Origin of the sequence: Streptococcus chosunensis (genome assembly GCF_003626515.1) — a bacterium.
In the GTDB taxonomy this organism is placed as follows: Bacteria; Bacillota; Bacilli; order Lactobacillales; family Streptococcaceae; genus Streptococcus; species Streptococcus chosunensis.
On sequence record NZ_RBCK01000001.1, the window covers coordinates 716,797 to 741,734 of the forward strand.

The 24,938-nt window shown below is 39.8% G+C and carries 21 protein-coding genes and 2 tRNA genes; 2 read left to right on the top strand and 21 right to left on the bottom strand.

Going from position 1 to position 24,938, the window contains the following annotated elements; translation table 11 throughout:
* Positions 1-40 precede the first annotated feature (40 nt).
* Positions 41-1,531 (top strand): lysine--tRNA ligase, encoded by a 1,491-nt coding sequence (gene lysS / locus D7D54_RS03420; protein WP_020901741.1) that lies wholly within the window; start codon positions 41-43, stop codon positions 1,529-1,531.
* A 166-nt stretch (positions 1,532-1,697) separates the two neighbouring features.
* On the opposite strand, the gene D7D54_RS03425 is transcribed toward lysS, so the two are convergent.
* From D7D54_RS03425 to D7D54_RS03460, 5 genes are all read right to left on the bottom strand, one after another.
* Positions 1,698-2,537 (bottom strand): amino acid ABC transporter substrate-binding protein, encoded by an 840-nt coding sequence (locus D7D54_RS03425; protein ID WP_020901740.1) that lies wholly within the window; start codon positions 2,535-2,537, stop codon positions 1,698-1,700.
* A gap of 9 nt (positions 2,538-2,546) precedes the next feature.
* Entirely contained in the window at positions 2,547-3,176 is a 630-nt protein-coding gene (locus tag D7D54_RS03430) for an amino acid ABC transporter ATP-binding protein (RefSeq protein WP_020901739.1), read from the bottom strand.
* 9 nt (positions 3,177-3,185) lie between these two features.
* Entirely contained in the window at positions 3,186-3,827 is a 642-nt protein-coding gene (locus D7D54_RS03435) for an amino acid ABC transporter permease (RefSeq protein ID WP_020901738.1), read from the bottom strand.
* Positions 3,828-5,848: 2,021 nt separating this feature from the next.
* Entirely contained in the window at positions 5,849-6,124 is a 276-nt protein-coding gene (locus tag D7D54_RS03455) for an HU family DNA-binding protein (protein WP_001284640.1), read from the bottom strand.
* 107 nt (positions 6,125-6,231) lie between these two features.
* The gene (locus D7D54_RS03460; RefSeq protein ID WP_061589970.1) at positions 6,232-7,071 is read right to left on the bottom strand and encodes a DegV family protein; all 840 of its coding nucleotides are present in this window, start codon (positions 7,069-7,071) and stop codon (positions 6,232-6,234) included.
* 140 nt (positions 7,072-7,211) lie between these two features.
* Here D7D54_RS03460 and D7D54_RS03465 point away from each other — a divergent pair, with 140 nt between their 5' ends.
* Positions 7,212-8,060: a YitT family protein gene (locus D7D54_RS03465; protein WP_120718821.1), complete on the top strand. Its 849-nt coding sequence runs from the start codon at positions 7,212-7,214 to the stop codon at positions 8,058-8,060.
* Between the two features lie 30 nt (positions 8,061-8,090).
* On the opposite strand, the gene D7D54_RS03470 is transcribed toward D7D54_RS03465, so the two are convergent.
* The 16 genes from D7D54_RS03470 to parC form a co-directional block, all read right to left on the bottom strand.
* Complete coding sequence (locus D7D54_RS03470; protein ID WP_120718822.1) at positions 8,091-9,482, bottom strand: APC family permease; 1,392 nt, start codon at positions 9,480-9,482, stop codon at positions 8,091-8,093.
* A 124-nt stretch (positions 9,483-9,606) separates the two neighbouring features.
* Entirely contained in the window at positions 9,607-11,019 is a 1,413-nt protein-coding gene (gene sufB, locus D7D54_RS03475; RefSeq protein ID WP_000797050.1) for a Fe-S cluster assembly protein SufB, read from the bottom strand.
* A 57-nt stretch (positions 11,020-11,076) separates the two neighbouring features.
* Positions 11,077-11,517 (bottom strand): Fe-S cluster assembly sulfur transfer protein SufU, encoded by a 441-nt coding sequence (sufU, locus tag D7D54_RS03480; protein WP_120718823.1) that lies wholly within the window; start codon positions 11,515-11,517, stop codon positions 11,077-11,079.
* Positions 11,504-12,730 (bottom strand): cysteine desulfurase, encoded by a 1,227-nt coding sequence (locus tag D7D54_RS03485; protein ID WP_120718824.1) that lies wholly within the window; start codon positions 12,728-12,730, stop codon positions 11,504-11,506. Before D7D54_RS03485 ends, sufU begins: the two co-directional genes overlap by 14 nt.
* 10 nt (positions 12,731-12,740) lie before the next feature.
* A complete protein-coding gene (sufD, locus tag D7D54_RS03490) occupies positions 12,741-14,003 on the bottom strand; it encodes a Fe-S cluster assembly protein SufD (RefSeq protein WP_000159654.1) in 1,263 nt (420 codons plus the stop codon).
* 27 nt (positions 14,004-14,030) lie between these two features.
* A complete protein-coding gene (sufC, locus tag D7D54_RS03495; RefSeq protein WP_000114489.1) occupies positions 14,031-14,801 on the bottom strand; it encodes a Fe-S cluster assembly ATPase SufC in 771 nt (256 codons plus the stop codon).
* A gap of 150 nt (positions 14,802-14,951) precedes the next feature.
* The gene (locus tag D7D54_RS03500) at positions 14,952-15,146 is read right to left on the bottom strand and encodes a DUF3272 domain-containing protein (RefSeq protein WP_001081602.1); all 195 of its coding nucleotides are present in this window, start codon (positions 15,144-15,146) and stop codon (positions 14,952-14,954) included.
* A gap of 27 nt (positions 15,147-15,173) precedes the next feature.
* Positions 15,174-16,829 carry a DNA polymerase III subunit gamma/tau gene (gene dnaX, locus D7D54_RS03505; RefSeq protein WP_020901732.1) on the bottom strand — a complete coding sequence of 552 codons (1,656 nt, stop codon included), beginning with the start codon at positions 16,827-16,829 and terminating at the stop codon, positions 15,174-15,176.
* On the bottom strand, positions 16,829-17,326 hold the full coding sequence (locus D7D54_RS03510) for a GAF domain-containing protein (protein WP_020901731.1): 498 nt from the start codon (positions 17,324-17,326) through the stop codon (positions 16,829-16,831). The genes dnaX and D7D54_RS03510 overlap by 1 nt, the downstream gene beginning before the upstream one ends.
* 85 nt (positions 17,327-17,411) lie before the next feature.
* The gene (rpsA, locus tag D7D54_RS03515) at positions 17,412-18,614 is read right to left on the bottom strand and encodes a 30S ribosomal protein S1 (protein WP_001001630.1); all 1,203 of its coding nucleotides are present in this window, start codon (positions 18,612-18,614) and stop codon (positions 17,412-17,414) included.
* A gap of 161 nt (positions 18,615-18,775) precedes the next feature.
* A tRNA-Gln gene (locus tag D7D54_RS03520) sits at positions 18,776-18,847 on the bottom strand.
* Between the two features lie 9 nt (positions 18,848-18,856).
* Positions 18,857-18,937: transfer RNA gene (locus tag D7D54_RS03525), tRNA-Tyr, on the bottom strand.
* A 49-nt stretch (positions 18,938-18,986) separates the two neighbouring features.
* Complete coding sequence (locus tag D7D54_RS03530; protein ID WP_000037113.1) at positions 18,987-19,217, bottom strand: DUF2969 domain-containing protein; 231 nt, start codon at positions 19,215-19,217, stop codon at positions 18,987-18,989.
* A 97-nt stretch (positions 19,218-19,314) separates the two neighbouring features.
* The gene (locus tag D7D54_RS03535) at positions 19,315-21,282 is read right to left on the bottom strand and encodes a peptide ABC transporter substrate-binding protein (protein ID WP_000837410.1); all 1,968 of its coding nucleotides are present in this window, start codon (positions 21,280-21,282) and stop codon (positions 19,315-19,317) included.
* A gap of 22 nt (positions 21,283-21,304) precedes the next feature.
* Positions 21,305-22,327, bottom strand: a complete 1,023-nt coding sequence (locus D7D54_RS03540) for a branched-chain amino acid aminotransferase (RefSeq protein WP_020901730.1) — start codon at positions 22,325-22,327, stop codon at positions 21,305-21,307.
* A 135-nt stretch (positions 22,328-22,462) separates the two neighbouring features.
* Complete coding sequence (parC, locus tag D7D54_RS03545) at positions 22,463-24,934, bottom strand: DNA topoisomerase IV subunit A (protein WP_120718825.1); 2,472 nt, start codon at positions 24,932-24,934, stop codon at positions 22,463-22,465.
* Positions 24,935-24,938 lie beyond the last annotated feature (4 nt).

The following is a 24,938-nucleotide window of genomic DNA, read 5'->3' on the forward strand; positions in this document are numbered from 1 at the left end:
ACTCATCGTATTCAATTTTGAGTAAAACTAGGAGGATCCCATGTCAACAGAACATATGGAAGAACTAAATGACCAGCAAATCGTTCGCCGTGAAAAAATGGCTGCGCTCCGTGAACAAGGAATTGATCCTTTCGGAAAACGCTTTGAACGCACTGCAAATTCACAAGAATTAAAAGATAAATTTGCTGACCTCGATAAAGAACAATTACATGATAAAAACGAAACAGCTACTATCGCAGGACGCTTGGTAACCAAACGTGGTAAAGGTAAAGTAGGTTTTGCCCACCTTCAAGACCGCGAAGGGCAGATTCAAATCTACGTTCGTAAGGATGCTGTCGGTGAAGAAAACTACGAAATCTTCAAAAAAGCAGACCTTGGTGACTTCCTTGGTGTCGAAGGTGAAGTAATGCGTACAGATATGGGAGAACTCTCTATCAAAGCAACCCACATTACACACTTGTCTAAGGCTCTTCGTCCTCTTCCAGAGAAATTCCATGGTTTGACAGATGTTGAAACAATTTACCGTAAACGTTACCTTGACTTGATTTCTAATCGTGAAAGCTTTGAGCGCTTTGTCACTCGTTCAAAAATCATCTCTGAAATCCGTCGTTACCTTGATCAAAAAGGTTTCCTTGAAGTGGAAACACCTGTTCTTCACAACGAAGCTGGTGGTGCTGCTGCTCGTCCATTTATCACCCACCACAATGCCCAAAACATTGACATGGTGCTTCGTATCGCGACTGAGCTTCACTTGAAACGCCTTATCGTGGGTGGTATGGAACGCGTCTATGAAATCGGCCGTATCTTCCGTAACGAAGGAATGGATGCTACTCATAACCCTGAGTTTACTTCTATCGAAGTTTACCAAGCTTATGCAGACTTCCAAGACATCATGGACTTGACTGAAGGTATTATACAACACGCTGCTAAATCAGTTAAAGGCGATGGCCCAGTTAACTATCAAGGTACTGAAATCAAAATCAATGAACCATTTAAACGTGTTCACATGGTGGATGCTATCAAGGAAATTACTGGTGTAGATTTCTGGCAAGACATGACTTTCGAGGAAGCCAAAGCTATCGCTGCTGAAAAGAAAGTTCCAGTTGAAAAACACTACACTGAAGTTGGTCACATCATCAATGCCTTCTTTGAAGAGTTTGTTGAAGAAACTTTGATCCAACCAACCTTTGTCTATGGACATCCAGTAGCTGTATCTCCACTGGCTAAGAAGAATCCTGAAGACGAACGCTTTACTGACCGTTTTGAGCTCTTCATCATGACTAAGGAGTACGGAAATGCCTTTACTGAGTTGAATGATCCAATCGACCAACTTAGCCGTTTTGAAGCCCAAGCTAAAGCTAAAGAACTTGGTGACGATGAAGCAACAGGCATCGACTATGACTACATTGAAGCCCTTGAATATGGTATGCCACCAACAGGTGGTTTGGGAATTGGTATCGACCGTCTCTGCATGCTCCTCACTGATACAACTACTATCCGTGATGTATTGCTCTTCCCAACAATGAAATAATACTCTTCAAAAATAAAATTCAAACCACGTCAGCCTTGCCTAGCCGTACTCAAGTACAGCCTACGGCTAGCTTCCTAGTTTGCTCTTTGATTTTCATTGAGTATAAGCTCTTATCCTCTGGTACTTGCCAGAGGATTTTTTGATTCCAAAAGAGACTGAGCAATACTCAATCTCTACTTTTCACTTCTTTGGTTGCCACATCTTCTCCAAACCATTTTTGGCTAATTTCTTTGAACTTTCCTTCTTGGTATAGTTCAATAAAGGCTTGGTTTAAAGCTTGCAGTAATCTTTTGTCAGAAGGTCTGACACCGACCGCAAAAGATTCACTTTCAAATCCAGCTGAAAAGACATTATAGTCGTTTAATATTCCTTCAGACTGTAGGTAATAATTAGCATACACACGGTCAATCAACAAGGCATCAATTCGATCATTTTTTAAGTCAATCAAGGCTTCATTGAAACTCTGGTATTGATTGGCCTTCTGGTCTTTTACTCTATTCTTTAGAAGTTCTGGTTGAGCTTCAAAGTCTAAATAACCAGAGGAACCGGCTTGGGCTCCCAAGGTCTTATCCTTCATATCCTCTACTGAACGAATTTGCTGGCTTTTCTTAGCAACCAGAACCTGCTGATTTTCCATATATGGTATGCTAAAGGCAACCTTTTCTCGACGTTCATCAGTCGCAGAATAACCGTTCCAAATAGCATCTATGGTTCCATTTTGCAGTTCTGTTTCTTTCATATCCCAGTCGATTGGCTGAAATTGAACCTTAAAGCCTAATTTTTCAGAGACAGCTTCTGCTAAATCAATATCAAATCCTGTATATTGACCATTTTTTTCTTCAAATCCCATGGGTACAAAGGTATTGTCAAAACCAATAGTAATCGTTCCCTGCTCTTGATACTTATCCCAGTTATCCTGCTTTGGATCACTAGCCTTCTGAGTACAAGCCGTGAAAAAAAGACTGAGAAAAGAAATCAATACTAAAGCAATTTTTCTACTAGTCATAAGCACCTCCTACTTGGGTTCAACCTTGAGAATCTGATCCGCAATATTTTCAGCGAACTGTAAATCGTGGGTAACGACAATCTGCGTCATACCAAGTTCCTTATTTTGCAAGATTAGTTTTTCCACTTCCAAACGCAATGCTGGATCTAGGGCAGAAGTTGGTTCATCGTAGCCAATGATTTCTGGGTCAATCATCATAGCACGCGCCAAGGCCACCCTCTGCTTTTGCCCACCAGATAGTGAGAAGGGATAGGCGTCTGCATGACCATCCAATCCTAACTGTTCCAAAAGCACTCTCGCCTTCTTCTCAGCCTCTTCCTGCTTCATCCCCATTGTTTTCACAGGTGATAAGGTCAAATTGTCTAAAACTGATAAATGAGGAAACAGTTGAAAATCTTGAAATACAAATCCTAGTAGATTTCGCTTCTCCAATTCATCCAGTTCTAAAGGTTCTCCATTATAAAAGATTTGCCCTGAATCAATGGTTTCAAGGCCCGCAAGCATACGTAAGAGGGTTGTCTTACCTCCACCAGAAGGTCCAACGATAGCCAGGATTTGCTTTTCAGGAATACTTAGACTAAAATCAGACAGGATTTGTTTGTCTCCAAATTTCTTATTGATATTTCGTAATTCTAACATGGCTTCCTCCTATCTATAGTAACTGTACTTCTTCTCAACTTTTTTGGCAAGAATAGTCACAATACCAATCAAAATCAAGTAAATAGCTCCTGCCAAGAACATAGGAACCAGACTAGCATCACGGTTTGCAGCTGTTCGACTAGCCAAGATAAGATCTGAAATTCCTAGCGCATAGACCAAAGAAGTATCCTTGACCAAACTCATAACTTCGTTAAATACACTAGGAAGAACAATTTTGGTCACTTGGGGCAAGATAATATAGCGAACTGTGTCAAAGGGACTAAACTTCAAAACCTTAGCAGCTTCATATTGACCTTTAGGAATAGTATTAATCCCTCCACGGAAGATTTCAGCAAAGTAAGCCGCATAATTGAGAACAAAGGCAATAATGGCCGCAGGAAGGCGATCCAAACGAATCCCGATACTTGGGAGCACATAATAAATAAAGATCAATTGCAAGAGCAAGGGTGTTCCCCGCATGATCCAAATATAAATGTTAATCAGATGATGGAGGGGCTTCCAATGGACTTGCAAGGCAAAGGCAATCAAAACGCCCAAGGGAATAGAAAAAATCAAGACCAGTGCAAACACCTGTAAAGTCATGCTTGCACCGCTCAATAAACTCGGTAATATCTCAAACAAATAAGACATACTGCACCTCCTAAAAATAATTGTTCCTATTATAGCATAAATAAACAAAATATCCAAGAATTTTTGTAAAAAAATACTCTTTTAAAAAGAACAACTATATCTATCAAAAAAAGAAAGGACCAAATGTGTCCTTTCTCGATCTTAGCTTTCCTTTAACTAAAGATCCATAACATCATCCATAGCAAGACTCATGAACCCCCAGATAAACAAACCAAGGACTAAATAAGCATAGAGTGGCAGGGAAGCAAAGATAAAAGGTGATAGTAAAATCATACCCAAGGTATCTCCAAAATTTGTACAAATACAATACAATCCAAAAGAAAGATAAAGGATAAAAATAATAAACCAAAAGTAAAATCTCTTGCGTGCTTTTTCTTTTCGAAACATTTCTTCCACCTCCCCTTCTATAGTTCTATTATATTACTAAGACTTTTATTTGTAAAAGTACTATCAAAAAGAAAGGACTTTTTAATTTCTTTATATCGTTGCAAATTACGATAAGCTAATTCTACGCAAACCAATAAAGATAATCCTCCAACTGATATCAAAAATAACGGAAAGAATGGTGAATAAATTACCAACATAATGAAAGTTGCGAAGATTTCTTCCATATCATGATTAAAAATATAAATAATCGTGTAGGTATAGAGTGCTAAGACAGAAATAGCCACACCTAATCAAATATGTGCCCAAATCAATCCTTTTTCTCCCCAGCTCACTATAGAGCTTCTCTAATCCTTTACCAATCGTTTCTGATCGTCCTTGTTGTAGCTTTATTGATACAAAATCGAGTTTATTTAAAATTCTCTCATCAACTCTCACTGGTATAACAAATTGCTTATCCTTATAGCTCCCATCTTTTTAAAATTATTATACTCTCTTATAGCTACATTGACAAGTTAAAGTTCAAAATCAGCTAGATCGATTACTTCTTCTTTATCACTCTTTCCCATCATTACCAGACCTCAATTATCCCCTTTCATGAACTCACGAATACTCACACCAGAAGCCCCTCTTTAACTTGCCTGATAAAACTATAAAAACGTTTGAAGGTTTGATCAAGTGCCATCACTTCCTCTTTGGCTCAATATCGCCTACTCAGTGAGCATAAAATTCTGTAAAGATAGACATAATTTTTGCCAAATCTGTTTATTTCAGTAAATCATTAATAGGTACATCATCTCAGAGATTAGCAATAAATTCTAACTACTGGTCAATTTTTTTACTGCTGCAATCTCGTGTTCTACTGTATCCATTAAAATTAAGGAATCATGATAATATAAAGATAAAAGGATAGCTTGCTCTCTCCTTATCCTATATATGTCATGTTCAGTTGAACTTTCAATTTCTTCAACTTTTCAGCATTATATCCATATACAATAGTAGCATAATGACCATTTGTTGCAGTATCTCAGCTATATATTAAAGTAAATTTCACTTTTTTAGAAGAGTGGTGGACTTTTTACCAAAAAAAATCTAAGGGAGCTATATCAGCTCTCTTACTAGTAGCATGAATGATTTTAAATAGGCATTTTAGATTTATATCGATATAAAATACATTCAACGCTTTCTAATCAAACTTGATCTTTCAAAGTCACAATCAGAGTGATCTAAATTAATCTTAAACCTGCCTCTTGATTACACAGTGAACCTTGAGTATATCGAATATAATTCTACATGACGAGCGGAACTGCCAAAAATCGTAAAAACTATTGAAGATTTAAATCTGAAAACAAATACACAACTTGAAGAATCCATTGATAGGCGCCTCACCTACCACATCTTTAGGCATACTCTCGTAAGCAGAATAGCGTAACTCTAAAAGCAATTATGGCAAGAGTAGGACGTTATGATTCTAGAACAATAGACAAAATCTACACACACGTTACAAAGAAGATGGATGATAATATCCTCGACCTACTAGATAATTTATAGTTTTGCCCCAAAAATGCCCCAAAAGCAAAAGAAAAGCCTGTCACACAAGCTCAAATGCTTGATATGACAGGCTTTTTAAATTCAAATTATTTCACAGCGTCTTTAAGAGCTTTACCAGCTTTGAATGCTGGAACTTTAGAAGCTGCAATTTTGATTTCTTTACCAGTTTGTGGGTTGCGACCTTTACGTGCAGCACGCTCACGAACTTCAAAGTTACCAAAACCGATCAATTGAACTTTTTCACCAGCTGCAAGGTACTCAGTTACTGCTGCGAATACAGCTTCAACTGCTGCTGCTGAGTCTTTCTTAGTCAATTCTGTAGCTTCAGCTACTTTAGCGATCAAATCTTGTTTGTTTGCCATGTTAATGATTCCTCCAATTTAATTTCTAATTAACAAATATAATCATATCCTAAAATCCCTTTTAGGTCAAGTTAAAAACACTATTTCTTCCCATTTTATTTATTTTTTTAGGAGTGGTAACGTACTAAAATAGCCCAAGCATTCTCACCCGTGTGAGTTTGAATAATAGAGCCCGTTTCCAAAACTGAAATAGGCTTTTCAACATAAGCTTGTAAGCTTTCTTTCATCTCTTTTGCCCAATCAGCACTACCAGAATATGAAATTCCAATCTCTGCTACAGAACGTTCAGTTAGCGAACTTGTCAGCTCATCCAACCATTTTTTAAAAGTTTTAGCTCCACGACCTTTAACGATTGGTTGCAATTCATGGTCTTTCATCTGCATGACAACACGTATATTGAGAAGGGAGCTCAACAATCCAGTTACACGGCCAATTCGTCCACCTTTAACAAGATTTTCCAAAGTCGAAACGCCAATATAGAGTTCTGTGTGGTTTTTAACCTCTTCTACATGAGATAAGATTTCCTCCAACTCTTTGCCTTCTTGCGCTAATTTTGCAGCCTCAACAACTTGGAATTTCAAGGCTTGATCAGTGAATGAACTATCAATAACTGTCACATCGGCAGTAGATAAGCTAGCACCTTGACGTGCCGCTTCTACAGTACCAGAAAGAGCATGAGACATATGAATAGCAAGAATCTGGCTACCATCTTTGCATAGGTCTTCAAAAACTTCCGCAAAGACACCTACAGGTGGCTGACTTGTTTTCGGAAGATTCTTACTTGCTTGCATCAACTGAAGAAATTTACCTTCTTCTTTCAAATCCGCATCAGAATAAACAACATTATCAATCATTACAGATAACGGAACAACAGTGATATCTAATTGTTTTACTAGTTCAGGTTCAATAGTAACAGATGAATCGGTTACAATCTTAATTTTAGTCATAGTATCAATCTTTCTATTTTAGGATTCAGATTGGTTTTCTTACTTTTAATTATATCAAAAAAAGATTAAAAATCCTAATGGAGTCATTCAAATTTTCCTTAAAAATTTGATATAATCTACTTATAAGAAAAGAGGTTCCTATGATTAAAAAAATTTATCCCATTTTAACCATTTTACTAGGTGCTGCTATTTATGCTTTTGGTCTGACTTATTTTGTAGTTCCTCATCATCTCTTTGAAGGAGGGGCGACAGGTATTACCCTCATCACCTTTTATCTTTTTAAAATCCCTGTTTCTCTCATGAACCTGCTGATTAATATTCCCCTTTTCATCCTAGCTTGGAAGATTTTTGGAGCAAAATCCCTCTATTCTAGTTTACTAGGAACCTTAGCCTTGTCCGCCTGGTTGGCCTTTTTTGAACGTATACCCCTTCATATTGATCTTCAAGGTGATTTACTAATCACTGCCCTTATAGCTGGGATTCTATTGGGAATTGGTCTTGGAATTATCTTTAATGCTGGAGGTACAACTGGTGGTACTGATATTCTAGCTCGTATTCTCAATAAATACACTCATATATCCATGGGGAAACTGCTCTTTATCTTAGATTTTTGTATTCTCATGCTTATTCTCCTAATCTTCAAGGATTTGAGATTGGTTTCCTACACGCTCTTATTTGATTTTATCGTTTCGCGTGTCATTGATTTGATCGGTGAAGGTGGCTATGCAGGTAAAGGATTTATGATTATCACAAAACGTCCTGACCAACTTGCTAAGGCGATTAATGATGACCTAGGTAGAGGCGTTACTTTCATCTCAGGTCAAGGTTATTATAGTCAAGAAGATTTAAAAATCATTTACTGTATTGTCGGTAGAAATGAAATTGTGAAAATGAAGGAAATGATTCATCGAATTGATCCTCAAGCCTTTATAACTATTACAGAAGCCCATGAAATCCTAGGAGAAGGCTTCACATATGTAAAAGAGTAAGCAAAAAGCTGGGAAATTCCAGCTTTTTCTTTATTCAGAAAGTGTAGAATGACGATAGCCATAAGTAAAGTAAATCACAAGTCCAACTACAAGAGCAATGCCAAACGCAATCCATGTTTCTAGACTATATTGAAGCATAAAGGAAAGACAGATTAGAATCGAGAGAATCGGTAACAAGGGAACTAGGGGTGTTTTGAATTCTCCTTCTTTAGGCATTCCCTTATCCTTTCTAAGTTTTATAATTCCATAAGCCAATAAGATAAGATAAGCAAGCGTACAAATATTTAGAAAGGCTGCAATACTAGCCAGTGGAAACACTCCTGCTGCAATTGCAGAAGCAACTCCAGTTAAGATGGTCGCATTTTTAGGAACACGACTTGTTTTGCTTAATTGCTTAAAACTTCGAGGTAAAAGACCATCACGTGCTAAACTGTAAATCATACGCGATAAGGCATAAGTCATAGAAATACACACTGTTATTAGGGTCAAAATGGCCACTAATGACACATAATTAGCTGCCCAACCAATTCCTATACTTCGCAATGAAAATGCTACAGCATCGTCCACATTGAGTTGGCTGTAGTGAACAATCCCTGTCAATACTAATGTAACAAGAGCATAGAGAACCGTTACAATTGTCAATGACAAAACAATACCTCGTGGGACATTCTTTTGTGGATTTTGAATTTCATCAACAGCCATAGAAATTGATTCAAATCCTAGGAAACCAAAGAACATCAAAGATGCTCCTGCCATTATTCCAGTACTCCCACCATAAATTTGACCAAAACCAAAGGGAGCAAAGTTGGACCAATTTTCTGGTTTAATATACCAGATACCAACTAGAATAAACAAAGCGAGAGCAGAGAATTTCAAGACGACTAGAAGCGAATTAAAACGCAAAGCTGCCTTGGAATTTAATAAAACTAAACCGGTCACCAGTGTCAGTACCAAAATAGGTAAAAGGTCTATATAGGTACCCTGAACAGGGTTAAAAGTCCCATTTAAGGCTTGAGGCATTGAAATACTATAGTTACTGAGCAAGCCCTTGAAGTAAGCTGCCCAGCCAGAGGCAACACCTGAAACAGCTGTCATGAACTCCATGATAGTCAACCAACCAGCAAGCCAAGCTGGTAATTCACCCAAAATTGCATACAAATAACTATAAGCACCACCAGTTGCAGGAACACGAGAGGCAAACTCTGCGAAAAAGAGGGCAGATAAAGAAACACATAGAGCAGAAATCACTATGGATACAACCAGTGACGGACCAGCAAGCGTTGCTGCTGCGGTTCCTGTAATGGTAAAAATCCCAGTTCCTACCATGGCACCGATTCCTAATAAAATCAAATCCCATACTTTTAAATGACGGTGCATTTCAGTACGTCCCAAACTGACATCTTTAGTTCTAAAAATATTCATAGGTCATCTCCATTAAATATGATTGTTTTATTTTATCATATAAAAGGAATTTTGTGAATATTTATAAGATGATTTTTCAAAAAAATCTGAACAGAAATAAATCCTGCTCAGATTCTACATATTCTTACCCAACTGACCCTTCCATTTCGTAGCTGATCAAGCGGTTAAGCTCAACAGCATACTCCATTGGAAGTTCTTTTGTGAAAGGTTCTACAAATCCCATAACAATCATCTCAGTTGCTTCAGATTCTGACAATCCACGGCTCATGAGGTAATAGAGTTGCTCTTCTGAAATCTTAGATACCTTAGCTTCGTGTTCCAAAGCGACTTGCGAGTTATGAATTTCATTAAATGGAATAGTATCTGATGCTGACAAGTCATCCATGATAATGGTATCACACTCAATGTGAGAAACAGATTTCTTAGAGTTTTTATTAAAGGTTACTTGTCCACGATAGTCAACCTTTCCTCCACCTTTAGCGATGGATTTTGACACGATTGACGAGCTGGTGTGTGGAGCGTTGTGGATCATCTTAGCTCCAGTATCCTGGTGTTGCCCTGCATTGGCAAAGGCAATAGAAAGCATGGTACCACGCGCCCCTTCTCCATCAAGGTAAACAGATGGGTATTTCATAGTTGTTTTAGCACCCAAGTTTCCATCAATCCACTCAACAGTGGCATCCTTTTGAGCTTTAGCACGTTTGGTTACCAAGTTATAGACGTTATCAGACCAGTTTTGGATAGTCGTATAACGCATATAAGCTCCATCCAAGGCAAAGATTTCTACGATGGCAGCGTGCAAACTGTTACTTGAATAAGTTGGCGCTGTACATCCTTCTACGTAATGGACACTTGCTCCCTCATCAACGATAATCAAGGTACGTTCAAACTGACCAGTATTTTCGTTGTTGATACGGAAGTAAGTTTGAAGTGGAATATCTACCTTGACTCCTTTTGGTACGTAGATAAAGGTTCCACCAGACCATACTGCTGAGTTAAGGGCAGCCAACTTGTTATCTGTTGGCGGTACCAACTTAGCAAAGTATTGTTTAAACAAGTCTGGGTATTCCTTGAGGGCAGAATCCGTATCTGTAAAGATAATCCCCAATTTTTGGAACTCTTCCTTCATGTTGTGGTAAACCACTTCTGACTCATACTGGGCAGAGGCACCAGCTAGATAAGCACGCTCAGCTTCCGGAATCCCAATACGTTCAAAGGTTTCCTTGATCTTTTCAGGAACATCATCCCATGAACGAGCTGGTTTATCAGATGGTTTTTGGTAGTAAATCAAATCATCAAAGTCAATCTCTGACAAGTCTGCTCCCCAAGTTTGCATGGGCATTTTTTTGAAGGTTTCATAAGACTTCAAACGGAATTCTAGCATCCACTCAGGTTCTCCCTTAGCAGCTGATAGTTCACGAATGACATCTTCATTCAATCCTTTTCCTGTCGATAGGACAGGCTCTACATCATCATGGAAACCAAATTTATATTCACCAAGATCGATTGGTTTTGGTTCTACTCTTTCTTCAGCCATAATATCCTTTCTTTCATTCTTTATTTCTACTGATTCATAAGACAAAAGAAACTTGTCTTACTGATTTTCTTGATTTTCAATTGTTTTCTTCAGGGCATTCCAGGCTAGGGTCGCACACTTGATTCGTTGAGGGAATTTTGCAACACCTGACAAGAAAGCTGCATCGCCAAGACTATCTTGTCTGTCATCTTTTTTCCCTTGCACCATTTCAGAAAAAATAGTCGCAAGTTCTAAAATTTCTTGTTTGGTTTTTCCTAAAACTGCGTCCGTCATCATGCTTGCAGAAGCAGTTGAGATAGTACAGCCTGAATTTAGAAAAGCGATATCCTCCAAACGATCCTCTGCATCAAACTTGACAGAGAGATTGATGACATCCCCACAGGTTGGATTATTAAGACTGATTTGCTCAGCATCTTCCAACTTTCCTTGGTGATGTGGATTTTTCGAATGGTCCGCTACCACTGCCATATAAAGGCTATCCAGTTTAGAAAGTGCCATTGAAAAACTCCTTTGTCTTTTGTAAGGCATCGACTAGCTTGTCGCAATCTGCCTTGGTATTGTAGATATAAAAACTTGCGCGAGCTGTTGCTGGGACATCCAAATACTGGAGCAAGGGTTGGGCGCAGTGGTGACCCGCACGAACAGCCACTCCTTCATAATCCAAAGCAGTCGCAAGGTCGTGAGGATGGAGATTGCCTAGATTAAAGGCAATGACACCTGAACGTTGAGCCAAGTCCTGAGAACCGTAAATAATCAATCCCTCAATCGCCTGCAGTTTTGGAAAGACGTATGCAATCAATTCTTGTTCATGGGCTTCAATCGCATCCATGCCAATCTTTTCCAGATAATCCACTGCGGCAGCAAGTCCAATCGCACCTGCCATGTTAGGAGTTCCTGCCTCGAATTTCCAAGGTAATTCCTTCCAACTAGCAGATTGTTCATAAACGAAATCAATCATTTCGCCGCCGAATTCAACTGGTGACATTTGTTCTAGATACTTTTCTTTTCCGTAAAGAACACCGATTCCAGTCGGACCAGCCATCTTGTGACCTGAAAAGGCAAAGAAGTCCACATCCAAGTCCTGAACATCAATCTTCATATGAGGCGTAGATTGAGCACCATCCACCACCATGATAGCTCCAACTTGGTGGGCCAATTGAGTGATTTCTTTTATTGGATTGACCACACCCAGAACATTTGAGGCGTGAGCAAGGGAGACAAACTTAACTCTATCAGTCAATTTAGCTCGCAAATCATCCATATCCAGAGCTCCATCCTTGAGATAGACATATACAAGATCCGCTCCAGTCTTGCGGCAGGCTTCCTGCCATGGAATGATATTGGAATGGTGTTCCATGACGGAAATCAAGACCTGGTCTCCCTCAGTCAAGACTTCCTCAGCATAACGCGCTACCCAGTTAAGACTAGTTGTCGTTCCTCTTGTAAAGAGAACTTCCTTTGTAGAGCCTGCATTAATAAACTTACGAATGGTTTCACGAGCCGCCTCATAAGAAGCTGTTGCTCGTTCTGCCAAGGTATGAACGCCACGATGAACATTGGCATTGTCGTTCTCATAGTAGCGGTTAATCGTCTCCAGAACTGCTAGTGGTTTTTGTGTCGTCGCAGCATTGTCCAAATAAACCAATGGTTCATCATTAACAATCTGGTCTAAAATTGGAAAATCCTTGCGAATCACTTCTACATCTAACATAGGCTACCCCTTAGCGTTTTGACAATTTTTCTTCGATAGTTGCAATCATTTCATCACGAACTTCCTTGACTGGAATCTCAACGATAACGGAGCCAAGGAAACCACGAACAACCAAACGTTCTGCAGTTGCCTTATCTAAACCACGGCTCATGAGGTAGTACATGTCTTCTGGATCTACCTGACCGATAGAAGCCGCATGTCCTGCAGTTACGTCATTTTCATCAATCAAAAGAATTGGATTGGCATCTGAACGCGCTTGGTCTGAAAGCATGAGAACACGACTTTCTTGTTGCGCATCTGCTCCCTTAGCCCCCTTGATAATGTGCCCGATACCGTTGAAAGTTAAAGTTGCTTTTTCAAGAATAACCCCATGTTGTAGGATATTTCCGATTGAGTTGCAACCATAGTTAGTCACTCGAGTATCAATCCCTTGTACCTGACGACCACTTGAAAGAGCTACAACCTTGAGATCTGCATGGCTACCGTTACCAATCAAGTCACTATCAAAGTCCGCAACGACGTTCCCTTCGTTCATGACACCGATTGCCCAGTCAATGCTTGCATCGTTGCCTAATTTACCACGACGGCTAATGTAGGCAGTGACGTTTTCTCCTAAACGATCGATAGCAGCAAACTTCACTTGAGCACCAGAACGTGCAATTACTTCTACTGTGATATTAGCAGTTGCTTTGGCACTTCCTTCACCGCGTGACTCTAAACGTTCCAGATAACTAATCTTAGAATTTTTACCAGCGATAATCATAATATGCTTGTTAAACGGCACATCGCTATCACTATCTTGATAGAAAATTCCTTCGATTGGTTCTTTAATCTCAACATTATCAGGAATGTAGAGAACAGCACCACTGTTGAAATAAGCTGTATGGTAGGCTGCCAACTTGTCATCGTCATACTTAACAGATGACATGAAGAATTCTTCAATAAGCTCTGGAATTTCTTCTAAAGCTGAGTGGAAGTCTGTAAAGACGACACCCTGTTCAGCCAACTCAACTGGAATTTGCTCAAAAACAGTTTGAGTTCCTACTTGCACCAACTTCAAGTGATTATCTAGTGCAGTGAAATCTGGAACATTTGCTGATGGCTCACTTTCTGTAATCGTTCCATCACCCAGATTCCAACGGTGGAATTTGACACGCTCAATAACTGGTAACTCTAAACTCTCAATCTTATCAAAAGCTTTTTGACGGAGGTCAGCCAACCAGCTTGGTTCAGCGTGCATTTCTGAAAAAAGTTTAATATTTTCTTTAGTCATTTACTTCTCCTAAAAGATACGAGGGAATTACAATTCTTCCTTGTAGTCGTAGCCAAGTTCTTCAGCTAGTTTTGCGTATCCTTCACGTTCCAAACGTGCAGCCAATTCTGGACCACCTGAAAGGACAACACGCCCTTCCATCATCACGTGTACCACGTCTGGTGTGATGTAGTTCAAAAGACGTTGGTAGTGAGTGATAATCATAGCACCAAAGCCTTCACCACGCATGGCATTAACACCCTTAGACACAACTTTAAGAGCGTCAATATCAAGACCAGAGTCAATCTCATCCAAAAGGGCAAATGTTGGCTCCAACATCAAAAGTTGAAGAATCTCATTACGTTTTTTCTCACCACCAGAGAAACCTTCGTTGAGGTAACGCTCAGCCATTTCTTCTTTCATGTTGAGCAATTCCATCTTCTCATCCAATTTAGTGATAAACTCACGAACTGAAATCTTCTCATCGTCTTCTTTACCAGCATTCATGGCTGCACGAAGAAACTCAGCATTGGTAATTCCAGGAATTTCTGATGGGTATTGCATAGCAAGGAAAAGTCCCATACGCGCACGCTCGTCAACTTCCAACTCAAGGATGTTTACGCCATCAAACAAGACTTCACCTTTGGTAACCTCATAGTTTGGATTTCCCATGATAGCTGCAGAAAGAGTCGATTTACCTGTACCATTTGGTCCCATGATAGCGGCGATTTCTCCTGTTTTCAGGGTCAGGTTAACCCCTTTTAAAATTTCTTTTCCTTCAATCTCAACGTGAAGATCTTTGATCTCTAATACTGACATGATAGTTCCTTTCTTTTTCAAGGCCTTTACAGTTCTTACTGGAAACATACTTGATTTCCCTAGAAAATACGGTAAAAGGTCAATAAATATACTTTTATAGTATAACAAAAAAAAGCCTAAAAGGCTTTGATTTTGTCTAGAAGCTGAGGACTAGTCTTTTCCTTTTAAATGCTGGTCAATGACATCCACTATTTTGCCCATCAAGTAACTTACTCGAAAATTTCTAAAGAGCAAAATGGCCCAAAAGGCTGCCATAATATAACGACCAGTCATCCAAGCTTCATTGAAAAAATAGGTCTCAGCAGCTGTAAACAGCGCAATGATAATAAATTGTTGTCTATTCATAAACTTATTGTATCATGAAATCTTTCTTTAGTCTTCCTCTACCTTCACTTTATCAGCCAAAAATTCAAATCCTTCTGGAATCAGACTTTCTTCTGCTTCTTTTTCAGTTTGAGAAGATTTGGCTTTGGCTGAAAAGGCTGCTCGAACTTCTTTCCATTCCTCCATGGAAATGGCTAAAATTTCGGGTGAAAAACCTGCTGCCTGACTGAGGATGTTACCAAACATGGTGTTGAGATTGTCCCGTTTCATGGTTTGACCAGCATTGAAGTTAGACTCAAAAGCAAGAATAGCATGGTGCTCATTGGCGGCAACCGGTTGAGAACCAACTAGCAAAGCCTTGTCCGGCCCACCAAGACTTTCAATCACTTCTCCCCAGGCATTCTGCAAACGAATCAGGTTTTGACGTGCTAAATCAGGATTTTCGACGGCCTCTTGTAGGATAGATTGCACTTTATTGCGATCCACACGATAGACTGTCTGGCCTGCTGCTGGGCGACTAGGTGCTGGACTTGTTGTCTTGGGTACAGTTCCCACATTTGCGAGTTCTTGTTTAAGACGCGCAACTTCCTGTCTCAATGCAGAAATTTCATGTTCAACTGCCCCAGAAAGAGCTGGTTCAGGCTTAATCTCTGCCAAACGGATAGTCATCATCTCAGCATAAATCTTAGGCTGCAAACTAGACTTAATATCTGCTAAACTGACTGTCGCTAAGCGAATCATTTCAAACAGATTTTCTTGAGGAAGTGTCAAATTTTCTACAAAGACTGGACTATGATGAGTGTTTTCTCCCCCTGTTTGAACAATTAACAAGTCTCTTAAATAGTGTAAAAGGTCGGTCACAAAACGAGTCATGCTCTTACCATTGTCAAAAAGAAGATTCAAGCAAGACAAAGCCTTGGGAACATCCTGTTGAGACAAGGCAGCTACATAATCATCCAAGGCTGATAGACTAATTGTGCCAGTAATTTCTTCAGAGATAGCAGTCGTCAGCTCATTTCCCTGTGTTAAACTCAGGGCTTGATCTAAAATAGACAAGGCGTCCCGCATTCCACCTTCAGCCCGTCTAGCAATGATTTCCACAGCTTCTGGTTCAGAACTGATATTTTCTTTGTCTAAGATATAGCGAATATGCTCCTTAATATCCTGTGTCTTAATTGATTTAAATTCAAAACGTTGCACACGAGATAGAATCGTAGCAGGTATCTTGTGCAATTCAGTAGTGGCCAAAATAAAGACCACATTCTGTGTTGGCTCTTCCAGCGTCTTTAGAAGGGCATTAAAAGCTCCTGTAGACAGCATGTGAACCTCGTCTATGATATAAACCTTATAACGGGCAAGACTAGGGGCGTAGGTAGATTTATCACGAATTTCACGGATTTCATCGACCCCATTATTAGAAGCTGCATCCATTTCGATGACATCTTCTAAACTACCGTCCGTCACTGCCTGACAAATATAGCAGTTATTACAAGGTTCCCCACCCACTTGATTTGGACAGTTCATAGCCTTGGCAAATATCTTAGCTACACTGGTTTTTCCCGTTCCACGAGGACCAGAAAAAAGATAAGCATGACTTATTTTCTCTTGCTCCACCGCTTGTTTAAGAGTCTTAGCCACAACTTCTTGACCAACCAACTGGGAGAAGTTTTGACTTCTATATTTTCGATAAAGTGCTTGATACATTAGGCTTTCTCCCCAAACATTGTAAAGTCCCATTCTGTCTTTTCAAGCAAAATAGCGACAAATTGTTCCAAATAATCTCGATCCATAGCATCATAATCATCAAACTCTGAAGAATCCAGATCCAGAACCCCGAGCAATTGACCATTCTTAACCATCGGCACAACAATTTCACTTTTAGCTCGACCATCACAAGAAATATAGTTGGGATAAGTCCTTACATCACCAACTAGAACCGTTTCCTGAAAGTGAGCTGCCTCCCCACAAACACCTTTTCCAAGTGCAATACGGATACAGGAAACACCGCCTTGGAAAGGACCTAAAACCAATTCCATTCCATCGAACAGATAAAAGCCTGCAAATACGGTATTAGGGAAGCGTGATTTTAGAAGAGCGCTGGCATTGGAAAGATTAGCCAAAACATTGGTTTCACCATCCAATAAAAAAGAGAGCTCTTCATTTAACATTTGATAACGTGATTGTTTTTCTGATTCTAACATAGAACTATTATATCAAAAAAGACTTACAGACAAAAGAAAAATCCCTTGTTAAGTAAACAAAGGATTTTGTGTATTTTCAATTTGATTAGAGTTCGATATCACCGAACAAGTCAGCCATTGAGAATCCTGTTTGTGTTTCTGGAAGTTCGAAATCACGTTTTTCTTGACGTTTTGGACGACGTGGACGAGCAGCACGTTTTTCTTCTTTTTGTCCTTCTTCTTGAGCTGGACGCTCTTCAAGAGCTTTGATAGAAAGTGATACGCGCTCTGCATCTGCGTTAACTTCAAGAACTTTAACTTTAACTTCTTGACCAACTTTAAGAGCTTCTTTTGGATTTTCAATACGTTTGTGTGAAATTTGTGATACGTGAACAAGTCCATCGATACCTGGCAATACTTCAACAAATGCACCGAAGTCAGTCAAACGTTTAACTGTTCCTTCTACTACATCACCTTTAGCCAATTTTTGCTCAACGCCATCCCATGGTCCAGGTGTTGTTGCTTTAAGTGAAAGTGATACGCGTCCTTCTTCTTCGTTAAGATCAAGGATTTTCACTTCAATTTCTTCACCAACAGTTACAACTGATTTTGGTGATACGTTACGTTCATGTGACAATTCAGTCAAGTGAACCAATCCGTCAACACCACCAAGGTCGATGAAAGCACCGAAACTTGTGATACGTGCAACTTTACCAGTTACTACATCACCAACAGCCAATTTACCGAATACTTCAGCGCGAGCTGCTGCTGTAGCTGCTTCAACAACTTCACGACGTGAAAGGATGAAGCGGTTTTCTTTAGCGTCAACTTCTTTGATTTTAGCATCAAATTCTTGACCTACAAAACGCTCAGTGTTACGTACGAAACGAGTATCCAACATTGAAGCTGGGATAAATCCACGAACACCTTCAAATTCTACTGAAAGTCCACCTTTAACGGCACGAGTTCCTTTAACAGTAACAACTTCTTCTTCGCGACCAACAAGTTTGTCCCATGCTTTGCGAGCTTCAAGGCGTTTTTTAGATACAAGGTATGTAACTGTATCAGTATCTTTACCAACTACTTGACGAAGTACAAGAACATCCAATACTTCTCCTACTTTAACAAAGTCATTGATATCTGCATCGCGATCGTTTGTCAATTCGCGAAGAGTCAAGACACCTTCAACACCAGTTCCAGAGATTGCAACGTTAGCTTGAGTCGCATCAACTGTCAATACTTCAGCACTAACAACATCACCAGTCTCAACTTGGCTAACGCTATTTAGCAAATCTTCAAATTCGTTCATCTAAAAAATCCTCCAACAATCAAGTTTTTCTTAAACTTGACATACTTATAATTTTTTTCCTAAGCACCCGCAAGGACATGTTCATATCGTTCACGTCTTTCAATTATAAAAATAAAATACCCTAAGATATTTTGCTTTTTATCTTGATCATTACCTAAGAACTGGGGTAGCTGGATTCGAACCAACGCATGAGGGAGTCAAAGTCCCTTGCCTTACCGCTTGGCTATACCCCATTGATGAAATGGAGAGAGAGGGATTCGAACCCCCGAACCCGAAGGAGCGGATTTACAGTCCGCCGCGTTTAGCCTCTTCGCTATCTCTCCTACAATCAACATGGACTATTATATCATGAAAATTTCAAAAAAACAAGACTTATTTTGCTAAATTATAATTTTCAATCAAAATTTCCACAGCTTTTTCCAATTTTTTATAAAAACTATCGACGTTTCCATTCTTTATGATGGCAAATTGTCCGTCTAATTCGGCAATTTCTCCGATAACTTTTTTACCAATTGTCAATGTATAGCCTTCAAAACTGTCTTTTCCTACATTAACCTTGGCATCTGCTACTTGAATTTCAATTTTTTTATCTTTCTTACTCATTTCATACCTCTCTTCACTTTTTCTATTTTACAAGAAAATCCCAAAACTAGCAAGAAAAAACTCTATATCGGGCTTGTCCGATATAGAGTTTTCCGCATTATTTAATGTGTTTTTCTAGTTCTTTTTGGTACTTACCATTTGATTCCAATTTTTCTTTTTGCCATTTTTTCAGTGCTTCTTCATATTCTTTTGTTGTAACAATATCTTTTTGCAATTTCATTCCTTTAAAGATATATGGGTCACCCTTAATACCAACTTGTGAGTATGGTTTTGAGAATGGCACGACATTACTTACAACTGGAGAACCACCAGATGAGGCTGTTGGCATCAATAATGAACTATCTGTCAACCAAGCTTGAGCCTTGGCATATTTTTCATAGCGTTCTTCAAGATTTGTAGTTTCTGAATCTGCATCATCCAATAATTTCTTATATTGGTCCAAACCAAGTTTAGCTACAACATCCTTATCTTTCCCTTTAGTAATACCAAGGTGTTTCATAGCAGAACCTGATTTAGGATCCATGATATTCAAGTAAGATGCTGGGTCTTGATAGCTTGGAGCCCATCCTGTACTGTTCAAATCATAATCTTTTTGAGAAGGAACACGCGCTTGAGAAGTGATTGTTTCCTTTTCATTATCTGTCATTTGAAGAACGTCGATAACAACATTTTCAGCACCAAGAGTTGATTCAATAGACTGTTTGAAAGAGTTGCTTTGTTGAACAGCGATGGTATCTGTTTGTTCAACTGGGACATCCAAGTGAATTGGGAATGTTACCCCTTTAGATTCCAAGTCTTTCTTAGCTTTTTCGAAAGCAGCTTTAGCCTTGTCAGGATTGTAGATAGAATCCTTACCGTCAACTAGCTCAACATCTTTCCATTGGTCACCATAGTTCACCAACTCTGCTTGAGCGATTTGACCAAAGTTTTTACCACCTGCTTGTACAAAGTTGTCAGGAACGAGGCTGTTACGAATAATCTTGTCCGCACCGTCTTCACCATTTAGCTGGGCAGCATAAGAATGGCGGTTGAAGGCAAAGTTGATAGCCTGACGGAAGTCCTTATTAAGCATAGCTTCTTTAGTAGAAGTCTTTTGCTCTTCACTTGTTTTCGCAGTTTTATTATATGATTGACGATTTACGTTAAAGGTGAAGTAATAACTACTTGAGTCCTGTGGGCTATAAGTGATTTTATCTCCGTATTGTTCCAAAGTTGAAGCAAAGTTTGAGCTACTTGGGAAGAGACGGGCTGTCGTATAGGCACCTGAAGAGAAGCTACGAATCAACGATTCCTGATCAGAACCATCGTAGTAAGTCAATTTGACCTTTTCAATTTTTACCTTTTCTTTATCCCAGTAATTTGGGTTTTTCTCGTATTCGATCAACGATTTAGAAGTCAAGGTCTTCAAGATATAAGGACCATTGTAAAGAATCCCTGCTGGAGTAACTGCTCCATAATCTTTACCTGATGCCTTCAAAAACTCTTCATTTACAGGCAACATCGTTGCTGTGGTGACTTTAGAGTTCCAGAAGCTTTCTGGTTTGTTTAGGGTATATTCAACTGTGTAATCGTCCAAAGCTTTGACACCAACTGTAGAGAAATCATTCGTTTCACCAGTCATGTAGGCATCCAAGCCCTTAATTGAATTTTGGATCAGAGAGACACCGTCTGACTTACCGTCGGCCACGTGTTTTAGTCCTGTTACAAAGTCATGGGCTGTTACTTCGGCGTATTCTTCACCTTCTGAAGTGTACCATTTAACCCCTTTACGTAGTTTATAGGTATAAGTCAAACCATCTTTTGAGACAGACCAATCTTCAGCCAGGGAAGGAATAACATTTCCGTATTGGTCGTTTTCCATCAAACCATCAACCACGTTCCCAATGACATCTGTTGTAGAAGTACGAGTCGCTATACTATAGTCCAAAGATGCAGGATCTACTGCATAGACATATGAGAATGTTGTCGGTGCATCTGCTTCTTTATCAGCTTTTCCACAAGCTACTAAAAGAGCTGTTGTGCTCAGGACCACTCCTGCTGTTAAGAGCCACTTTTTCGATTTCATAAAAAATCTCCTTTAGTTTATTTTAATCTACTTTTACAATCCAACCTTCTGGCGCTTCAATATCGCCAAACTGAATTCCTGTCAATTCATCATATAATTTACGAGTCACAGGACCTACTTCTGTTTCGCTATAGAACACATGGAAATCATCACCGTGCTGAATTCCACCAATTGGAGAAATAACTGCTGCTGTACCACAGGCACCTGCCTCTACAAAACGGTCAAGGTTATCAATTGGGACATCCCCCTCAATAGGAGTTAAGCCCAAGCGATGTTCTGCCAAATAAAGCAAAGAATACTTGGTAATAGATGGCAAGATAGAAGGACTCAATGGTGTTACAAATTCATTATCAGCTGTAATTCCAAAGAAGTTAGCTGAGCCGACTTCTTCAATCTTTGTATGAGTTGATGGGTCTAGATAGATAACATCTGAGAAATGACGTGACTTGGCCAATTTCCCTGGCAAGAGACTTGCAGCATAGTTTCCACCAACCTTAGCCGCACCTGTACCATTTGGAGCCGCACGGTCGTATTCATCCTGAATCAAGAAGTTGGTTGGAACCAATCCACCCTTAAAGTAATTTCCAACTGGCATAGCAAAGATGGTGAAAATGTACTCTTCTGCCGGTTTAACCCCAATAATATCTCCGACACCAATCAAAAGAGGGCGAAGATATAAGGTTCCACCTGTTCCATATGGAGGTACATATTCTTCATTCGCACGAACAACTGCCTTACAAGCGTCTACAAACATTTCTGTTGGAACTTGTGGCATCAAGAGACGGTCACATGTCCGTTGCAGACGTTTAGCATTTTCATCAGGACGGAAAAGTTGAATACTGCCATCCTTAGTACGATAAGCTTTCAAACCTTCAAATGCTTGTTGACCATAGTGAAGACTTGGAGAAGACTCTGAAATATGCAAGTTTGCATCCTCTGTAAGCTCTCCTTGATCCCATTGTCCATTTTTAAAATGAGCAATATAGCGATAAGGTAATTTCATATAGGAAAAACCGAGATTTTCCCAATCAATCGTTACTGTCATATTCCACTCCTTATTCTAAAAACCTATTTCTTTTATTCTACACTATTTTTCTAAAATAGCAAGTATATTTTGTAATTTTCAGAAAATTTCTTCAATAAAAAAGAACCAGCTCTTAGAACTGATTCTTCATTTCACTTATTTGACTTCTGTAAATACTTCTTTAAGATAAGCGTCAAAAACTTCTTCATCTGAAATAGTATCAGAAATGAAGCTTCCGTTGCTAGTGCGTTCTGACAAGTTCAAGTCTAGCAATCGGCTTTCATAGATTGTTCCTTTGTTTGATTGAACAAGCAGCGTTTGGTCGTTCTCTTCCACTTCTGTACTGAAGAGATCACCAATAAAGCCTTGTTCTGCAACCGCTCCTGCCAAGAAGACACGATGCGGTTTGTTTTTCAACTCACGCAAGACTTGTAAGCCACGTTTGGCACGGCTGGTTGCCGGAATTTCGGCAATAGAAACACGTTTCAAACTTCCACGTTGGGTCAAGAGGTAGAAGGATGAGGTGTTACAGATAAAGGCGGATTGGAGGACATCATCTGCTTTCAGGTTCATAGCTTTGACACCTGCAGCCTTAGCACCGACAACTGGTACCTCTTCGATATTGAAACGAAGGGCATAACCATTTTGGCTAATCAAAAGAACATCATCTAGTTTAATCGGAGCCACTGCTACAATCTGGTCTGTCTCGTCTTTGAGCTTAGCATACTTGACAGACTTAGACTTGTAGGTCCGCCATGGAGTGAATTCTTTGCGTTCTACACGCTTAATTTGACCAAGACGAGTTGCAGCAAAATAGGTTGTCGCATCATCAAACTGATCCACGACTTCCACATAAAGGATTTCTTCGTTAGTTTCGAAGTTTGTGATGGTTTGGCTCAGATGCTCTCCAATATCCTTCCAGCGAATATCTGCCAATTCATGGATTGGTCGATAAATGACATTTCCAAGACTTGTGAACATCAAAAGATGCTGTGTTGTCTTAGCAGCTTGTACAAAGATCAAACGGTCATCATCACGCTTGCCAATTTCATCTAAAGTTGAAGCAGCAAAGGAACGTGGACTAGTACGCTTGATGTAACCTGCCTTGGTCACGCTAACATAGGTATCTTCCTCAGCGATCAGACTAGCTGTATCGATCTCAATTGCTTTCGCAGTGTCTTCTAACGAACTCAAACGCGGAGTCGCAAACCTCTTCTTAACCTCACGAAGTTCTTTCTTCATGAGATTGTACATAGTCCGCTCATCACCGATAATAGCTGCAAGCATGGCAATCTTCTCACGAAGTTCTGCTTCTTCTTCCTGTAAGACAACCACATCGGTATTGGTCAAACGATACAGTTGCAAGGTTACGATAGCCTCAGCCTGTTCTTCCGTAAAATCATAGCTGACCTTAAGATTTTCCTTAGCGTCCGCCTTATTCTCAGAAGCACGGATAAGCGCAATGACTTCGTCCAAGATTGAAATCACACGAATCAAACCTTCGACGATATGGAGACGTTTTTCAGCCTTTTCCTTATCAAAGCGTGAACGCGCCAAAATCACTTCACGACGGTGGGCAATATAGCTAGACAAGATTGGGACAATACCGACCTGACGAGGTGTGAAATTGTCAATCGCCACCATGTTAAAGTTGTAGTTGATTTGCAGGTCTGTGTACTTAAAGAGATAGTTTAGAACCAGCTCCGTATTAGCGTCTTTTTTGAGCTCAATAGCGATTCGAAGACCGTCACGGTCAGACTCATCGCGAACCTCAGCAATACCAGCTACCTTATTATTGACACGAACATCATCGATTTTCTTAACCAGATTGGCCTTGTTGATTTCATAAGGAATCTCAGTGATAACGATTTGTTCCTTACCACCTTTTAGCTTTTCAATCTCAGTCTTGGAACGAACAACCACGCGCCCCTTACCAGTTTCGTAAGCCTTCTTGATTTCATCACGACCCTGGATAATCCCTCCAGTCGGGAAGTCTGGTCCAGGCAAGAATTCCATGAGTTTGTCCACCTTGGCTGTTGGGTGGTCAATCATGTAAACAGTCGCATCAATGACTTCAGCCAAATTATGTGGTGGAATATCCGTAGCATATCCAGCCGAAATACCAGTCGAACCATTTACCAAGAGATTTGGAAAGGCTGCTGGCAAGACTGTCGGCTCTTTCTCGGTATCGTCAAAGTTCCAAGCAAAGGGAACGGTCTTCTTCTCGATATCTTGAAGAAGGTAGCCAGCAATTTCAGACAAACGCGCCTCGGTATAACGCATAGCCGCAGGTGGATCTCCGTCCATAGAACCGTTATTACCGTGCATTTCAACTAGAATCTCACGATTTTTCCAGTCCTGTGACATACGAACCATGGCATCATAGATAGAACTGTCACCGTGTGGGTGGAAATTCCCCATGATGTTACCGACAGACTTGGCCGACTTGCGGTAGCTCTTGTCAAAGGTATTGCCATCCTTATTCATAGAATAAAGAATACGGCGCTGAACCGGCTTCAAGCCATCCCGAATATCTGGCAAGGCCCGGTCTTGAATAATGTATTTGGAGTAGCGACCAAAGCGCTCTCCCATGATGTCCTCCAGGGACATGTTTTGAATGTTAGACATAATA

Excerpts from the sequence above, each read along its gene's own strand:
- lysS (WP_020901741.1), top strand. The coding sequence starts at position 41 with ATGTCAACAGAACATATGGAAGAACTAAATGACCAGCAAATCGTTCGC.
- D7D54_RS03425 (WP_020901740.1), bottom strand. The coding sequence starts at position 2,537 with ATGACTAGTAGAAAAATTGCTTTAGTATTGATTTCTTTTCTCAGTCTT.
- D7D54_RS03430 (WP_020901739.1), bottom strand. The coding sequence starts at position 3,176 with ATGTTAGAATTACGAAATATCAATAAGAAATTTGGAGACAAACAAATC.
- D7D54_RS03435 (WP_020901738.1), bottom strand. The coding sequence starts at position 3,827 with ATGTCTTATTTGTTTGAGATATTACCGAGTTTATTGAGCGGTGCAAGC.
- D7D54_RS03455 (WP_001284640.1), bottom strand. The coding sequence starts at position 6,124 with ATGGCAAACAAACAAGATTTGATCGCTAAAGTAGCTGAAGCTACAGAA.
- D7D54_RS03460 (WP_061589970.1), bottom strand. The coding sequence starts at position 7,071 with ATGACTAAAATTAAGATTGTAACCGATTCATCTGTTACTATTGAACCT.
- D7D54_RS03465 (WP_120718821.1), top strand. The coding sequence starts at position 7,212 with ATGATTAAAAAAATTTATCCCATTTTAACCATTTTACTAGGTGCTGCT.
- D7D54_RS03470 (WP_120718822.1), bottom strand. The coding sequence starts at position 9,482 with ATGAATATTTTTAGAACTAAAGATGTCAGTTTGGGACGTACTGAAATG.
- sufB (WP_000797050.1), bottom strand. The coding sequence starts at position 11,019 with ATGGCTGAAGAAAGAGTAGAACCAAAACCAATCGATCTTGGTGAATAT.
- sufU (WP_120718823.1), bottom strand. The coding sequence starts at position 11,517 with ATGGCACTTTCTAAACTGGATAGCCTTTATATGGCAGTGGTAGCGGAC.
- D7D54_RS03485 (WP_120718824.1), bottom strand. The coding sequence starts at position 12,730 with ATGTTAGATGTAGAAGTGATTCGCAAGGATTTTCCAATTTTAGACCAG.
- sufD (WP_000159654.1), bottom strand. The coding sequence starts at position 14,003 with ATGACTAAAGAAAATATTAAACTTTTTTCAGAAATGCACGCTGAACCA.
- sufC (WP_000114489.1), bottom strand. The coding sequence starts at position 14,801 with ATGTCAGTATTAGAGATCAAAGATCTTCACGTTGAGATTGAAGGAAAA.
- D7D54_RS03500 (WP_001081602.1), bottom strand. The coding sequence starts at position 15,146 with ATGAATAGACAACAATTTATTATCATTGCGCTGTTTACAGCTGCTGAG.
- dnaX (WP_020901732.1), bottom strand. The coding sequence starts at position 16,829 with ATGTATCAAGCACTTTATCGAAAATATAGAAGTCAAAACTTCTCCCAG.
- D7D54_RS03510 (WP_020901731.1), bottom strand. The coding sequence starts at position 17,326 with ATGTTAGAATCAGAAAAACAATCACGTTATCAAATGTTAAATGAAGAG.
- rpsA (WP_001001630.1), bottom strand. The coding sequence starts at position 18,614 with ATGAACGAATTTGAAGATTTGCTAAATAGCGTTAGCCAAGTTGAGACT.
- D7D54_RS03530 (WP_000037113.1), bottom strand. The coding sequence starts at position 19,217 with ATGAGTAAGAAAGATAAAAAAATTGAAATTCAAGTAGCAGATGCCAAG.
- D7D54_RS03535 (WP_000837410.1), bottom strand. The coding sequence starts at position 21,282 with ATGAAATCGAAAAAGTGGCTCTTAACAGCAGGAGTGGTCCTGAGCACA.
- D7D54_RS03540 (WP_020901730.1), bottom strand. The coding sequence starts at position 22,327 with ATGACAGTAACGATTGATTGGGAAAATCTCGGTTTTTCCTATATGAAA.
- parC (WP_120718825.1), bottom strand. The coding sequence starts at position 24,934 with ATGTCTAACATTCAAAACATGTCCCTGGAGGACATCATGGGAGAGCGC.